The sequence below is a fragment of the Pseudoduganella plicata genome (assembly GCF_004421005.1).
Taxonomy (GTDB): domain Bacteria; phylum Pseudomonadota; class Gammaproteobacteria; order Burkholderiales; family Burkholderiaceae_D; genus Rugamonas; species Rugamonas plicata.
Genome location: NZ_CP038026.1, coordinates 2,568,453 through 2,583,945, shown reverse-complemented (window position 1 = coordinate 2,583,945; position 15,493 = coordinate 2,568,453). Strand labels below are relative to the sequence as shown.

At 67.4% G+C, this 15,493-nt stretch carries 10 protein-coding genes; 3 read left to right on the top strand and 7 right to left on the bottom strand.

Annotated features, from left to right (window positions below):
- Nucleotides 1–29 precede the first annotated feature (29 nt).
- Both E1742_RS11275 and E1742_RS11270 read right to left on the bottom strand, forming a co-directional pair.
- Nucleotides 30–1,946, bottom strand: coding sequence for a hypothetical protein (locus E1742_RS11275; protein WP_134384960.1), 1,917 nt, complete (start codon nucleotides 1,944–1,946; stop codon nucleotides 30–32).
- Nucleotides 1,946–3,850: a hypothetical protein gene (locus tag E1742_RS11270; protein ID WP_134384959.1), complete on the bottom strand. Its 1,905-nt coding sequence runs from the start codon at nucleotides 3,848–3,850 to the stop codon at nucleotides 1,946–1,948. The genes E1742_RS11275 and E1742_RS11270 overlap by 1 nt, the downstream gene beginning before the upstream one ends.
- 138 nt (nucleotides 3,851–3,988) lie before the next feature.
- Here E1742_RS11270 and E1742_RS11265 point away from each other — a divergent pair, with 138 nt between their 5' ends.
- From E1742_RS11265 to E1742_RS11255, 3 genes are read left to right on the top strand one after another with little or no spacing between them, the layout of a single operon-like run.
- A complete protein-coding gene (locus E1742_RS11265; RefSeq protein ID WP_229466723.1) occupies nucleotides 3,989–5,938 on the top strand; it encodes an acyltransferase family protein in 1,950 nt (649 codons plus the stop codon).
- Complete coding sequence (locus E1742_RS11260) at nucleotides 5,935–6,693, top strand: glycosyltransferase family 39 protein (protein WP_134384958.1); 759 nt, start codon at nucleotides 5,935–5,937, stop codon at nucleotides 6,691–6,693. The genes E1742_RS11265 and E1742_RS11260 overlap by 4 nt, the downstream gene beginning before the upstream one ends.
- Nucleotides 6,694–6,746: 53 nt before the next feature.
- A complete protein-coding gene (locus E1742_RS11255; protein ID WP_371860230.1) occupies nucleotides 6,747–7,985 on the top strand; it encodes a DUF7024 domain-containing protein in 1,239 nt (412 codons plus the stop codon).
- Here E1742_RS11255 and E1742_RS11250 read toward each other — a convergent pair.
- Genes E1742_RS11250 through E1742_RS11230 form a run of 5 tightly spaced genes read right to left on the bottom strand, consistent with a single transcriptional unit; the run spans nucleotide 7,958 to nucleotide 15,491 of the window.
- A complete protein-coding gene (locus tag E1742_RS11250; RefSeq protein WP_229466721.1) occupies nucleotides 7,958–8,368 on the bottom strand; it encodes a GtrA family protein in 411 nt (136 codons plus the stop codon). The genes E1742_RS11255 and E1742_RS11250 overlap by 28 nt on opposite strands.
- Nucleotides 8,365–9,342: a glycosyltransferase family 2 protein gene (locus E1742_RS11245; protein WP_134384956.1), complete on the bottom strand. Its 978-nt coding sequence runs from the start codon at nucleotides 9,340–9,342 to the stop codon at nucleotides 8,365–8,367. The genes E1742_RS11250 and E1742_RS11245 overlap by 4 nt, the downstream gene beginning before the upstream one ends.
- Nucleotides 9,343–9,355: 13 nt before the next feature.
- Entirely contained in the window at nucleotides 9,356–9,697 is a 342-nt protein-coding gene (locus tag E1742_RS11240) for a DMT family transporter (protein WP_134384955.1), read from the bottom strand.
- Nucleotides 9,698–9,705: 8 nt separating this feature from the next.
- Nucleotides 9,706–11,157, bottom strand: a complete 1,452-nt coding sequence (locus E1742_RS11235) for a UbiA family prenyltransferase (RefSeq protein ID WP_134384954.1) — start codon at nucleotides 11,155–11,157, stop codon at nucleotides 9,706–9,708.
- Nucleotides 11,154–15,491, bottom strand: a complete 4,338-nt coding sequence (locus tag E1742_RS11230; protein ID WP_134384953.1) for a glycosyltransferase — start codon at nucleotides 15,489–15,491, stop codon at nucleotides 11,154–11,156. Before E1742_RS11230 ends, E1742_RS11235 begins: the two co-directional genes overlap by 4 nt.
- Nucleotides 15,492–15,493 lie beyond the last annotated feature (2 nt).

The following is a 15,493-nucleotide window of genomic DNA, read 5'->3' as shown; positions in this document are numbered from 1 at the left end:
ATGGGCGGGGCCGTCTTCCGGCCCTGCGCTCAGCGCACCTCGATGCGCTGCAGGAAGAACGCCAGCGTGCGCCTGTCGTCCGGATTGGGCTGGGCGGGCGCTTCATGTTGCAGCGTCACCGCGATCCGTCCATCGGCGGCCCCCGTAAGCGATATCCGTTGCGGCGTGTCGAGCGCCATCCAGCCCAGGTCGCGGCCGTTCACGGTCACCCGCGTGCGCCGGTTGCCCTCCGTGTAGTGACCCAGGATCGTCAGCTGGGCATCCTTGCGCGCTGCCGGCGCATCGATCGCCAGCGTTGACGTCTTCCCGGTGCTCCAGACGCCGTCCCACGTGCCGCCGCCCGCTTCCGGCGTGCCCCATCCCTGCGTCAGGTGGATACCCTGGCCGGCCTGGAACTGTGGCAGCCCCAGGCGCAGTGTGCCGGCGTCGGGCTGACATCGGATCGGGCCGTTGAGGTAGCGCCAGCCGTGGTCGGCGCTGGTGCGCGACATGCCATCGGCCAGGCGCTGGCCGGACGGGCACAGCTCGGCATCGATATCCGGATGGTGGTCGTGGTACATCGTCTTGATCGTGGTGCCGTTCGGGGCGTAGCGGAACACCTTCTCGGGGCCCGGGTAGCTCTCCTGATGAGTCACACGTTCATGGAAAATCTCCGGTTCCGGATTGTAGAGTTGCGGTGCCGCGGCGAGCACGGCGCGCGCCTGCGGTGTAAAGTCGGTATAGCTCGTGCGCGTGGCCGCGGCCATCGCGCCTGCCTGCAGCGCGCCAACGGTCGCCAGCAGCGGCCAGCGCGGCACACCGTAGCGCCCAAGGCGCCACAGGAACGCGAACAGCAGCGGCATGGCGGCCCAGAAGGCGTAGCGCATTACACCGTTGCCGCCGGCATTCCAGTTGTGTACGACCAGGGCCGGCAGCACAGGGACGATGCTGCCGACAATACACACCAGCAGGAGGACGCGATAGCGGCTGCGCGGCTCGGCGCTGCCGGTGAACGCGGCCCCGATCAGGACCGGCCCCAATACCGGCAGCGCCACGATCATGCCCTGGTTGATGTCGAAGTACAGCGAGAACAGCCGCGCCGTACTGGCGAGGTCGGATGCCGTCGACAGCTTGGCGATGATGCTGGGCACGCCAAACTGATACAGGTTGTACAGCGGCGCCAGGACCGCCAGCGCGGCCGCCAGCACGAGCGCTCCCAGCAGCGGGGGGCCCGTCTTGCGCCAGTTCACACCGCCGTCGCGCAGGCACCACAGCAGCACGGGGATCCCGGGAATCAGCAAGGCCAGGCCGGGATTCTGCATCGCGGCGATCCCCAGCATCAGCCCGGCGGCCAGCAGCCGGCCGGACGCGAACCACAGCAGTGCCGCCAGCAGCGCGGCCGCGGTAATGAAGTCCGGTCCGCTCCAGTCCCAGTACAGGATCCCTCCGCACAGCAGGAACAACACCGTGCCGCTCAGCGCAGTCACCGCACCGCCCAGGCTTTCGTACGCGCTCCAGCCCAGCAGCAGCAGGAACGCCAGGTTCAGCACCAGGAAGCAGCGCAGCGGCGAGAGGCCGGCCGCCTGCAGCATCTTGTAAGGCGGCACGGCCAGCGCCGAGTAGCCGAAGAAGTGGATCGCCTGGGCGCCGGTGCGGCCCGCGTAGAAGCCGGCCGGCAGCGGCTTGTGCTCCCTGATCGCTGCGTCCAGCGGGTCCAGCGCCCCGGCGAACTGGTGCGGCATCACCTGCCGTGCGGTAGCGATGTCGGCCGGCGTGATCGTGGCGCTGCCCCGTTTGGACAGCGCCATCGTCATCAGGGCGTATTCGAGGCCGTCGCCGCTGATCGGCTGGTTCGTGCGCAAGGGCAGTAGAGCCAGCATCAGTACCGCGAGCATCGCCAGGAACGCAGGCAGCGCGATGCGGCGTGGCGCGGACGGCACCGCGAAGAAGGGGAAGCGGGCGTCCATCAGCGGACCTCGATCCCTTGCAGGAAGAACGCCAGCTTGCGCGTGTCCTGCGGGTTGGGTTGGGTAGACGTTTCGTGCCGCAGCGTCACGACGATCCGGCCCCCGCGGATCTGTTCGAGACGAATGTCGTTGCGTTTGTCGAGCTCGATCCAGCCCAGGTCGCGGCCATCGACGTTGACATGGGTGCGGCGGTTGCCTTCAAAGTAATGGCCCAGCAGCGTCAGGGTGCCGCTCGCCTTGACGGCCGGTACTGTGATCGACATCGTCGATACGGGGCCGTCGCTCCAGACACCGTCCCAGACGCCGCCGCCGGCCTCGGGGCCGCTCCAGCCTTGCATCAGCCGCACGCCCTGGCTGTACTGGAACTGGGGCAGCGTCAGGCGGATGACGTTCGCGTCTTCCTGCTGGCAATGCAGCGTGCCGTCGACGTAGCGCCAGCCGCGGTAGGTGTCCGTGAAACGGTTCTGCGCGGACAGCATACGGCCGGCGCCGCACAGCTTCTGTTCGATCCCGGGCTGGGCCGTGTTGTACAGCCACTTCACCGGCTGCCCTTCGCGCGGCCAGTGGTAGACGTTGGCGGGGTTGATGTAGTCGTCGTTCTCGCCGGTGCGTTCGGCGAAGATCTCCGGTTCCGGATGATAAAGGCCGGGTGCCAGACGCAGGGCGATCCGTGCCAGCGGACTGAACTGCACGTACGAGTAAGTGAGCGCTTGCGCCGTGCAGACGCCCTGGACGAGCACGACGGCCAGCAGCGCGGCCCTTGGCCAGCGCGGCAGTTGCGCGGCACGCCACAGCAGCACGAACAGCAGCGGCATGGAAGCCCAGAACGCATAGCGCATCATGCCCACGGCGCCGGAATTCCAGTTCAGCACGGCCATCGCCGGCACAGCCAGCGCCAGCGTGAACAGCACGGCCAGCCCCGCCATCGCGAACGCGCGCGTCCGCCTGCCCCGGGCAACCCACAGCAGACCGGCCACGACGGCCGGCACGCCGAACAGCATGCCCTGGTTCAGGTCGAAGAAGAACGACACGAGCCGTGTCAGGCTGACGAAGCTGGAGTCCGAAAATTTCTTCACGATGATGTTCGGCACGCCGTACTGGTACAGGTTGAACAGCGGCGGCAGTGCGAACAGCGCCAGGCCCAGGGCCAGGCCGGCGACGGCGCGGACGGTAATCTGCCGGCGCACGTTGGCGACAATACCCAGGGCCGGCTGGTAGTCGATACACAGGCGCAGCAGCGGCGCAAAGCCGAAGAAGAACAGGATGGTCGGGTTCTGCAAGGTTGCCAGGCCGCCCAGCAGGCCACCGCGGATAGGGGCGCCCGTGCCGTAGTAAGCCAGGGCGGCCAGCAGGGTTGCCGCGCTCAGGCATTCAGGACTGGACCAGCGCGCATACAGGATGCCGCCGCACAGCATGAACAGCGCGAGCCCGGCCGCGGCCCGGTTGACGGAGCCGAACAGGCGGTACAGCGCCAGCCCCAGCACGAACACGGCCGCGGCATTGACCACGAGGAAGCATTTGAAGGGGGGCAGACCGACCAGTCCCAGCAGCTTGTAGGGAATGGCGGCCAGGGCAGGGTAGGCAAAGAAGTGCACGGCATAGACATCTCCGCCGCGTCCGCGCACGAACGCCGCATACACGTCCTCTTTGCCGGCGCGCATATCGTTTTCCAGAAACTGGTATACGTTGGCGCGCTCGGGAATGGCAGCTTTGACGGCGGCGATATCGGACAGCCGGATATCGGGCGTGCCATGCGTGGCAATGGCATGCGCCACCAGCGTGTATTCGACGAAGTCGCCGTTGTGATCCGGCGGTACGGCCGCCACGAATGCCAGCAGGGCCAGCGCCAGCCCCAGTGCGAAACGCCGTAGTCCGGCCGTTCCGGTTTCAATTAAAGCAGTCAAGACCAGCTCCATTCTTGAATAATCCGCTCAGTATATTGCACGCGCACGCCGTCGCAAATCCGATGCGAATTTTAGACAATCGATCTGACGATAGTGTAAAATCGCCCATTTTTCAGGCGGTGATACCGTGCGGGTGCGATGAAACGGGATAGTCAGATTACGCTGGAACGACCGGCATTCACGCACGATAAACTGGCCTACCGCCCCGATATCGACGGCCTGCGCGCACTGGCAGTGTTGGGCGTACTGATCTTCCACGCGTTTCCGGGGGCACTGCCCGGTGGCTTTACCGGTGTCGACATTTTCTTTGTCATTTCCGGATTCCTGATCACCCGCATCATCGCGGGCGAGGCGGCACAGGGCCATTTCTCGATCGCCGCGTTTTATGGGCGACGCATCCAGCGTATTTTCCCCGCTCTGATTCTGGTAATGGTCTGCTGCGTGGCGTTTGGCTGGTTCGCACTGTTTCCGGACGAGCTGAAAATGCTGGGCAAGCACGTGTTCGGCGGTTCCGCTTTTCTGTCGAATATTTTCCTCTGGCGCGAGGTCGGTTATTTCGACACGGCCGCTGAAACTAAGCCGCTGCTGCATCTGTGGTCGCTCGGGATCGAAGAGCAGTTTTATGTCGCCTGGCCGCTGCTGATTCTCTGGGCCGCGCCGCGGCGCAAGATCCTCCTATGCGCCGGCATATTGGCCGCGCTGTCGTTCGCGCTGAATGTGGGCGGTATCCGCGCCTTCCCCAGTGCGACGTTCTATCTTCCCGCCGCGCGTGCCTGGGAACTGCTGGCCGGCGCGGTGCTGGCTTGCGCCGGCGCCGTGGCGGCGCTTGGCGACCGCGCATCGAAGCGCCAGCTCGATCTGATTTCGCTGCTGGGGCTGCTGATGATTGCGCTGTCGTACGGACTGGTCAGCAAGGGCCGCGCGTTTCCCGGCTGGTGGGCGCTGCTGCCCGTGGCTGGCGCCGTGCTGCTGATCGCCGCAGGCCCGTACGGGCTGGTCAACCGGGTGCTGGGCAGCAAGGCGCTGGTCGGTATCGGTCTCATCAGTTACCCGCTGTATCTGTGGCATTGGCCGCTGTTGTCGTTTGCGCAGATCGTCGAGTCGGGCACGCCGTCGGCCACGCTGCGCGGTGCCGCGCTGGCCATCGCCGTGCTGCTGGCATGGGCCACGTGGCGCCTGCTGGAGCGGCCGCTGCGGGGCTGGCGCACGCCCCGCGCGCGCGTCGCAATGTTGTCGGCGGCGATGGTGGCCGTGGCCGCCGGCGGCGCGCTGCTGTACGTCAAGGATGGCCTGCCGCAGCGCCGCGCCATCGCCGAAAGCGAGCGCATGCAGAAGGCGCTGATCCTGGTAGAGGACGTGGCCAACGCCGCTGCCTGCAAGCAGCGCTATGGCTTCGACACGCTTTACAAATATTGCCTGCAGACGTGGCCCGAGCGCAATCCGACCGTCGCGCTGATCGGCGACAGCCATGCGTATCACGTCTCCGCCGGGCTGGGGGCGTGGTATAAAAAGCAGGGCGAGAACATGGTCATGTTCGGCACGCGCATCCCGTACTGGGGTCTCGATCCGGCCAGCGGCGACGAATACCAGGCGGTCACGCAACGCATGCTGGAGCTGGCCCTGGAAATCCCGACGATTCATACCGTCCTCATCTCCACCGCTGCCAAGCTGAGCGACGGCAATACCGTGCACATGGCCGCGCTGCGCGAAACGCTGCGCCGCTACACGCAGGCCGGCAAGAAAGTCATCTTCCTGCACGACGTGCCGGCGCTGGGCTTCGAGCCGCGCTCGTGCATCCGGCGTCCCGGCATTGCCAGCAGCACCACGCGGCACGACTGCTCGATCTCCCGCGCCGAGTTCGAACGCAACACGGCCGAGCACGAGCGCCTGCTGGCCGCCATCCTGGCCGAGTTCCCGGCCGTGCAGCAGTTCCGCCCGGCCGAGGCACTGTGCGACGCGAAGCGCTGCCGGGTCGACGTGGGCGGCACGCTGATGTACCGCGACAATAATCACCTCAGCTACGAAGGCGACCTGCGTGTCGGCGCCGCGTTCGCCGCTGCCCAGGCTTCCCACTCATCTTCCAAATGACCACCACTTCAATCCGTTTGTTTTCCACGCCGCTGCGCCGGCATGGCTTTGTCATTGCCCTGGCGGTATTGTCGCTGTACCTCGTGCTGCGCGGCACGGGTGCGTACCCGATGGTGTTTGCCGACGAATGGCTCTACAGCAAATCGGCCCGCCTGTACCCGCTGGCCGAATCCGTCCTGCCATCCTGGCTGTATCTTGCACTGTTCGGCCAGACCAGCCATTGCGGACCGGGCTTCCTGGGCTGTGCGCGCGTCCTGAACGTCGCGCTGTACATGGCCAGCGCGCCGTTCCTGTATGGAATCGCCAGGGCGCTGTACAGCCGCGGCGTCGCGCAGGCGCTGACGGTTGCCGTGCTGCTCATGCCCGTCAACACGTACACGGGCTACTTCATGCCGGAGTCCATGTACTTCACGGCCTTTTGCGTGCTGGCCCATGCGGTGCTGGCATGTCACCGCCTGCCGCCACTGCGCTACGGCCTGCTGACAGGCGCGCTGCTGGGCGCCATGTGCACGGTCAAGGTGCACGGCCTGTTCCTGCTGCCCGCGCTGGTGGCATTCATGTTCTACCTGTGCTTCACCGGCGAGCGCGACGGCTGGCTGCGCCGCTTCGTGACGATGGCCGGCGCGGCGATCGTCACGACGTTGCTGGTGAAGACGGCAATCGGCTACGTGCTGGCGGGGCCCGCGGGCATGGGCCTGCTGGGCAGTTTCTACGGTAACCACGCCACCAATACGGAAGGGGCGGCCGTCTGCTGAAACTGATCGGCCCGGCCCTGACGAGCCTGTATGGCCATCTGCTGACGTTGACGGTGGTGCTGGCGCTGCCGCTGGCCACGTATTTCGCGCACCTGACGGCGCCGGCCCAGGAGCGCAATCCCGATCTGGCCCGCGCGCAGGTCTTCGCCGGGCTGATGCTGGGTGCAGCCGTCGGCGTGACGGTGCTGTATACCGCCTCCATCGCCGATGCGGCACCGGGCGAGGGCCACCGGCTGCACATGCGCTACTACAACTTCATCCTGCCGCTCGTGATCCTGCTGGCGTTTGCGCCGTTGCGCGATGCGCCTCGCCGGCGCATCGCCATCGCCCTGGTGCTGGCCGCCGCGCTGGTGGCGGCCGTGGCGGTACCGCTGGTACCGACGTTCCCTACCAGCTTCATCGACAGTCCCGAGCTGGAGATCCTGGCCGACACGAAAGGCCGCCTGGTGATCCTGGCGTGCATCCAGCTGGTGCTGGTGGCTTGCTGGGCGTGGCGCCCGCAGCTCGGGTTGCGCGCGTTTGGCTGGGTGCTGCTGCCGCTTGCGCTGCTTTCCGGCCAGTTCATCGCCAGCAAGGTCATGACGCGCCAGCAGACGGCCAGCGAGTACGACAAGGCCGGCATCATGGTGCGCGATTACCTCAGCAAGGATGAAGTGGCCGGGGTGACGGTGGCGGGCGACGGTGGCGGCCTGTTGCGCGCGCTGTTCCATATCGATACGGCAGGCGCCGACTTCATCGAACTGACGCCCGGCGCGCCGCTGCGCAAGAACGAACTGCCACCGAACCGGCGCTGGCTGCTGGTGGTCGGACCGCATCCGCTGCCTGCCACGATCGTGCCGGAAATCCGCACCTCCGACTACGCGCTGATCCGGTTGCAGCCCACGCAGGGCACGCTGACCCGGATCGGCATGGACAACCCGCTGGGCAGCGGCGTGCTGACGGCGGTGGACGGGCTGGCGTCGCCCGAACCGTGGGGCGCGTGGTCGGTGGCGCCGCAGGTACGCCTGCGTTTCGCCAACCCGCTGCCGCGCTCGCTGCGCCTGATCATCAAGGGCACGGCGTTCGGCCCTAATCAAGAGGAAGATTTTATCCTGCGCGTGGGCACTCATCAGGACTCCTTCCGCCTCGGCATCCGCGAGCAGTTCCGGGTCTTCGATCTGGAAACGGATGGCAATACGACGGAAGTGACGATCGACGTGCCGAAGCCGACGGCGCCCGTGTCGATCGGCCAGGGACCGGACCAGCGCACGCTGGGCATGGCCCTTCAGTCGGTGGAGTTCGGCAGCCGCTGACGGAAGATCCAGTGCTTGCCGAGCAGGAAGCCGTTGACGGCCACGACCGGCATCGACAGCAGCTTGCCCGGCATCGCCATCCCCAGCCAGCGCTGGGAGGCCGCCACCATCGCCACGGTGATCAGATAGTTGACCAGCACCAGGCACAGGTAGCGCAGCACTGTGCCGGTGCCGCCGCCGGCAAGGTCGCGGAACGTCACGCGGGCATGGAAGCTGTAGTTGACCAGCAGGCCAGCGGCGAAGCCGGCGCTGGCGGCCGGCACGGCCGGCACGTTTCCCATCAATAATGCCTGCATCGTGCCCACGTCGGCCAGCGCGCTCAGCACGCCCCCCACGAGATAAACGGCAAAGCGGCGGCTGACGAGGCCGCGCAGGGCCGTCACGGCTTGCGCCGGCGCAGCGCCACGTGCAGCGCCCGCCGCGGTACCGCGGCAATATCGTATGCCACGAACGCCAGGATCAGCTGCAGGCCCAGCATCACGGGGAGCGCGGCCACCATGACGGTGCCGGCGCCGGTCGGGATGCCGGCCTGTGCCGAGGCGATCCAGCGCGCCGCGCCGAAGACGCTGCCGCCGATCAGCAACAGCAGGCCCAGGGGCAATTCCAGCGACGCAACCGACATATTGCGCAGGTAGTAGTTATAGAAGATGCGCTTGCCGAAGTTGCGCAGGTGCTTGAGCATGAACTCGGTGACGATCTTGGAAATCTTCAGATTGCTGACCTCGTCGCCATACGTGGCATCCATCGGAATGTCGATGACGGCCGCCGAGATCGTGTTCAGGCGGAACAGCATGTCCGTCTCGAAGAAGTAGCGCTTGCTGATCTTGTCGAACGGCAGGTGGCGCGCCACTTCCGCGTGGATGGCCGTGTAGCCGTTGGTCGGGTCGAACAGGTCCCAGTAGCCGGAAGACAGCTTCGTCATCAGCGACAGCACGGCATTGCCGAACAGGCGCAGCGGCGGCATGCGGCCGATATTTTCCAGATAGAAGAAGCGGTTACCCTTGGTGTAGTCGGCCTCGCCGCGCAGGATCGGCGTGACGAAGTTGTCGATCAGCCCAGGGTCCATCTGGCCGTCGCCGTCGATCTTGACGATGACGCTCATGCCCTCCTCGATGGCCGCGCGGTAGCCGCTCATGACGGCGCTGCCGACGCCCTGGTTGACCTCATGGCGCACGATGACGACACGCGGGTCGTTGCAATGGCCGGCCACGAAGTCCCCGGAGCCGTCCGGACACTTGTCGTCCACCACGTAGATGCGCGCCACCTGCGGGCCGATCGACGCGATCACGCCGAGAATGTGGCGGGTGACCCGGAAGCTGGGGATGACGACGGCGACGAGTTGTTCGGTTTGGCTCATGATGACAATGGGATTAACGCGCCAGCACGAAGGCGCCGACGATGATGAGGGTGATGCCCAGCAGCTTGGCCGGTGCCAGCGGCTCCTGCAGCACGGCGCAGCCCAGGACGGTGACGAGGACCATGGTGACGGCCGTCATGACGGGATAGGCCAGGCTGATCTGCAGCTTCTGCAGGGCCAGCGTATAGCAGGCGAAACCCAGCGCATAGCTGGCGATGGCGGCGGCAAGCCAGGCCAGGCGCGGCAGGGTCCAGTCCGGCCCCGCATGGGAGGAGAACTTGATCATCAGCGTGGACAGCGCGCTGGCCAGGGCGGCAGCGCCGCACCACAGGTAACCGACGGGAGTGGAGCTCATGGGCTTTCTCAGAAAGTGGCGGCGACGACCAGGATCACGCACAGGGCGATCGTCAGCAGGCTGACCTTGTCCTTGCTGACGTACAGCACCGGGTCTTCGTTGACCTGGCCGCGGAACGCCAGCATCCACAGGCGGCCCAGCCAGAACACGAGCAGCGGCACCACGCCCATCAGGAACTGCGGCGTGTCGTACTGCTCCAGCACCTGGTCGGAGTTGAAATACAGGATGAACACAAGCACCGACAGGAAGCCGCTGTTGATGCCCATGACGGCCACCGGCATCCGGTCGGATACCGTGTAGCCGCGCCCGCTGGTCTTGTCCTTGCCGCGCTGGTGCAGGTTGTACAGCTCGCTGAAACGCTTCAGCAGCGCAAGGCTGAGGAACAGGAAGAACGAAAAGCCCAGCAGCCAGAACGACGGCGTGATGGCCGTCGCCGCGGCGCCACCCAGCACCCGCATCGTGTACAGCAGCGACAGCGCGACGATGTCGATCATCATGATGCGCTTCAGCTGGAACGAATAGGCCAGCGTGCTGACGAAATAGAGGATCAGCGCCGCGCCCAGCAGGGGGCTGAAGGCGAAGCTGAGCGACAGGGCGACGATGGCCAGCAGCGGGCTGGCGACGACCGCCAGCGCCAGCGGCAGGGTGCCGGCGGCAATCGGGCGCTTGCATTTGGTCGGATGCAGCCGGTCGTCCGGCGCATCCAGTGCGTCGTTGAGGAGGTAGGCGCTCGAGGCGCACAGCGAGAACGCGACAAACGCCAGCAGCGACTGCAGCGCATGTTCCGCATCGAGCGCATGGCCGGCCAGCATCGGCACGAACACCAGCAGGTTTTTCAGCCACTGGCGCGGCCGCATGGCCTTGAACAGCGCCGGCAGCGGGTGGTAGCGGGTGCCGCCGGCGCGCTCGGTGGCGCGGCCATCGGCCAGGCGGAACGGCTTGTTGCCGACCGAATACGCGAAGCGCGCGGCCTGCCACACCGGGATGTCGACGGTCGCATTGCCGATGTAGTCGAAACCGCCCTGGCCGTAACGGCTCACCAGCATGGCGGCCTTGTTCGACGACGTCAGGTTGACGTCGCTGTCGGTGCCGAACGCCTCGTCGAACACGCCCAGGTGCGCGGCGATCTTCTCGGCCAGCTGGCGCTGGCTGCCCGTGGCCAGCACGATGTGACGGCCGGCGTCGCGTTGTGCGGCGATGTGCTCGAGCAGGTCGCGGTCATAGGGCAGGGCGGCGGGATCGGGCTGCACCCACTCGGCCAGCGCATGCTTGAAGCCGGCCTTGCCGCGCAGGAGCCACAGCGGCAGCCGCCACGCCTGCAGGAAGTGCAGGCGCAGGAACAGCATCAGCGACTCCCACAGCATGTCGCTGTGGATCAGCGTGCCGTCCAGGTCGACAACGAGGGGCGGTTCGGCGCTGCGTACCCGCGCCTGCGACGCGGTCAGGTCAATGTCGGTCATGTCGGGTGGATCTCCGTGATGGCGCCCGGGCCGAACAGCAGCTCGCCCAGTTGCCGCGCATTGCTGGCCCACGTCTGCCAGGACATGCCTTGCGACGTGGCGGCAGTGCCGCTGCGGTGCAGTGCCAGCCAGCTTTCGATCGAGCCGGCGAGGTCGGCGCCATCGGCACCGCTGAAATAATGCGCATGCTCGGCCGCCACTTCGCGGAACACTGGCAGGTCGCGCGCGATCACGGGCAGGCCGTGGCGTGCCGCCTCGATCAGCGGCAGGCCGAAGCCTTCGCCTTCGCTGGGTACCAGCAGGCAGGCGCTGGCCTGGTACACCGCTTCCAGGTATTCATCGCTGATGCCGCGCAGCCAGTGCAGGCGGCGGCCCAGCTCGGGGTGGTGCGCCAGGCGGGCGATAATCGCGGGGATCGTGCGGCGCTGGTTGTCCGGCAGGCCTTTCCAGCCTTCGCCGCCGACGATCGTCAGCCGCACGTCCACGCCCCGCGCCCACAGCTGCTCGAACGCGTCCAGCGCCTGCATATGGCCCTTGCGCGGCTCGATCGTGCCCACCATCAGGAACGACGGCACGGCGGCGATGTCGGCCAGCACGGCCGGCGCGTCGTCCGGCAGACCCATGCTGGGGCGCGACGCGTCGATGTCGGCTCCGTGGTGCACGACCGCCAGTTCGGGCAGCGGCCGGTCCGGCAGGTGTTCGCCGAGCCACGCGCGCGTCTCGTCGGCCACCGCGGCGCTGATGCAGATCAGCCGGTCCGCGTTGGCGACGATGGCCATCAGCCAGTGCCGGAACACGGTATCCGTGCGCGGTGGGAAGTAATCCGGCCGCAGCACCGGCAGCAGGTCGTGGATCAGGAAGTTGACGGAAACGCCAGCGGCGCGCCAGCGCGCATACAGCCCCGTGTTGGCCGCCTCGGTGACGGCGCCGGGGAAGAAGTCCGGTGCGTAGAACACGTCGCCGTGCCCCACCTTGACGTCGTCGTCGACAACGCCATGGTTGTCGGTGCCCAGCAGGGTATGCTCGTAGCGGCGCGCGTAGCGGTAGTGCCAGCGCCCGCCGTCATCGGTCAGGTAGACCGGGTGGACCTGGAACCGCGTGGTGGGCAGCCGCAGCAGCTCCCACAACTGGGCGCGCACGACGCGCTGGATGCCCGTGCGCAGGTCGTCGCGGGCGATGGCCGAGACGTCCACCAGCAGTTGCGGCGCGATGTCGCCGCCTTCCACGCGCGCGTGGATACGGCCGTGCACGACGGCTTCCATCAATTGCTGCGCGCTTTGCTGCCACGTCAGCCATGGCATTCGTTCCGATCCGGGTGCCTGGCCTGCGTGATGCAGCGCCAGCCAGCTATCGATGGCGCCGGCCAGTTGCGCCGGCTCCTTGCCTTCGAAGTAGTAGGCATGGTCGCCCGCCACTTCGCGGAAGACGGGGATATCGCGCGCGATCACCGCCAATCCCTTTTGTGCCGCTTCGATCAGCGGCAGGCCGAAGCCTTCGCCTTCGGAGGCGGCCAGCAGCGCGGACGACGTGGCGTACAGGCGCGTCAGCATCTCGTCCGACACGCCCGGCAGCCAGAACAACCGGCGGCCTCGCTGCGGATGGGTTTCCAGGCGCTTGGCCAGCGCATCCATCAGCCAGCCGTTCTTGCCGACGATGACGAGGTTGACGGCGACATTGCGCTCCCACAGCAGCTCGCAGGCGGCCAGCGCCTGGGCTTGCCCCTTGCGCGGCTCCAGCGTGCCGACCATCAGCAAGGTCGGCGCGGCCTGCACGGCGGCGAAGACCTGGTCCGAGTCGTCCGGCAGGCCGGTCGACGGGGCACTGGCATCGATGTCCGCGCCCAGGTGGAAGTAACCCAGTTTTAATGGCGTGGCGCGGCGGTTCGGCCGGCTGGCCAGCAGCTCGTGCAGCTCCTGCGCCACCGACTGCGAGATGGCGACAATGCCGTCCGCCACCAGCGTGATCGTGTTGACGTAGTCGCCGTAGTATTTGCCGGTCCCGTACGGGAACGCGTGCGGCAGCAGCAGCGGCAGCAGGTCGTAGATGACGAACCACACCTGCACGCCGTGGCGCCGCATGCGCAGCAGTTGCGCTTCATTCTGCGTGGTGATGTTCGAGGCCAGGTCCAGGCCCAGGAAGATGTCGCCAGCCGTCAGTTCGACGGGCGCATCCTCCAGCTGCGGCGCCTGGCCGCCCAGCATGCGGAACGTGAAGTTGCGCGCGTAGCGGTAGCAATGCATGTTGCCTTCGCTGTACACGGGTTCCACGCGCAGGCCGGGCGGCGGATCCTTCAGCAGTGCCAGCAGCACGCTGCGCACGACCCGCTGGATGCCCGTCTTGTGATCCGTTTGCACCAGCGCCGAGATGTCGACGAACAGCTGGCGCGGCGCGGCGCCGCGGTTGCCCGGCGGCGCGTTGAGGGCGATCAGGCCGGCCAGATCGATCAGCGCCGCCTCGCCCGGCGGACGCGGCGTGTCCGGTGCCGTCAGCGTGCCGACCATGCGGCGGTAGTGCGCGGGCGCGCTGTGCGTGGCGAAGTGTTCGATCGCCTCGTGATACAGGCGGCCCACTTGCGCCGGGCTGTGTTCGCGCGCGACGTAGGCGCGTGCTTTTTCGCCCAGCGCCAGGCGGGCCTGCGCGTCCGCGTGCAGGGCCGCCAGCGCTGCGGCCAGGTCGGCCGTTTCGAATCCGTCTTCCAGTTTCACCAGCACGTCGTCCGGCAGGTCGGCCGAGGCGCCGTGCGCATTGATGACGGTCGCCACGCCGTGCAGCAGGCAGTCCAGCACCGAGGCCGACGTCTCGCCGCGCGTCTGCGCGCGCAGCTGCACGGCCGTGTCGCTGGCGGCCAGCCAGCGGGCGTAATCGGTGCCGCTCACAAAACCGGTGATGCGCACCTTCTCGCCCAGTGTGCCGATGCGGCGCGCCAGTTCGCGGCCATAAGGACCGCTTTCGTTCTCGCCCACGAAGACCAGACGGCAGCGTGGATCCTGCCCCAGCGGCGACGCCAGGAAGGCGTCCAGCAGGCGGTCGTTCAGTTTGGTCGCGCCCAGCATGCCGAACGACGTGACGATGTAGTCGCCGTCGGCGATGCCCAGCGCCCGGCGCGCCCCGGCGCGGAACGCCGCCGGATCGCTTGGGGCGCCGCCACGCAGCAGCGGCAACGTACGCCAGCCTTCGGCGCTGCCCGGGCCATACCAGCGCTCGGCCAGCCGTCGCGAGAAATCGCTGTGCACGATGACGCCGGCCGCCTGGCGCAGCACAGGCAGATTGCACGGATAGGCCCAGATGGCGGGATTGCGGCCGTGCTCCGCGTGGTGGTGCAGGGCAGGGTGGCCGTGCGACGCATACAGCGCGCGCAGGAACGCTTCCGGCACGTCGCCATCGCGCTCCATGTTGTCCAGCACCCCGGACAGGTAGAAATCGTGCAGCACGACAGTACCAGGATGGCGCTCCAGCAGCGCGAACATGTGCTTGTGGTAGTTCGAATTGCCGAAGTGGTACAGCACGCGGTCGTAGCCGGCGCCGTTCTGCAGGAACCAGTCCGCGCTGCGCACGGGGAAGCGGGCCAGCGCGCTGTCGGGCGCGAGCGGCGCGGCGCCAGGCGTGACGACCAGTTCGATGTCGTAGTGCGCGGCCAGTTCGCCTATTACCTCGAAACTGTAGTCGGCGATGCCCGATTTTTCCGGCGGCAGCGGCGACACGAACGCCAGGCGCGGGCGCTGCGTTGGCGTGACGGCCGGCTGCTCGGCCGCGATGGCTTCGGCCATGTCCCAGAATCCTGCGGCATCGGCCGGCTGGACGGCGACGCGGGCATGCGGCAGCAGCGGGCCAAGATGGCGCACTTCCGCTTCGCGCCGCGCCAGCACCAGTGTCGTGTGCTGCAGCAGCAGGCGGCGCGCGGCGTGTTTGGGCGACGTGTCCGCGGCCAGCAGGGCAGCGGCGTCGCCGACGCCGACGATGCACGCTACACCGGGAACCGGCGCCGGCAGCACCTGCACGGCGGCGCCCACGGGCGGATGGTCGAACAGCCCGGGCAGGTAGATCGCATCGGCGTCGAGCGACGCCAGGAAGGCGGTACGCAACGCCTGCGCCGCATGCTGTTGCCACGGGCCGTCCTCTGCCGGCATGGCCCAGGTGAGCACTTGCGTCGGCGGGAGCAAACCGGCAAAGGCGTGGCGCAGCGTATCGATACTGTCGGGATAGGCGGCGCTGAGCGCGACCAGCACGGTGTGGGCGCGCGCATCGGCGGCCAGCTGCTGCGCTTGCGCCAGCACGGCGGCGGCGTCATGGGCGGTGCCGTCCTGGCACGACTGAAGGTCGATTACGATACGCATGT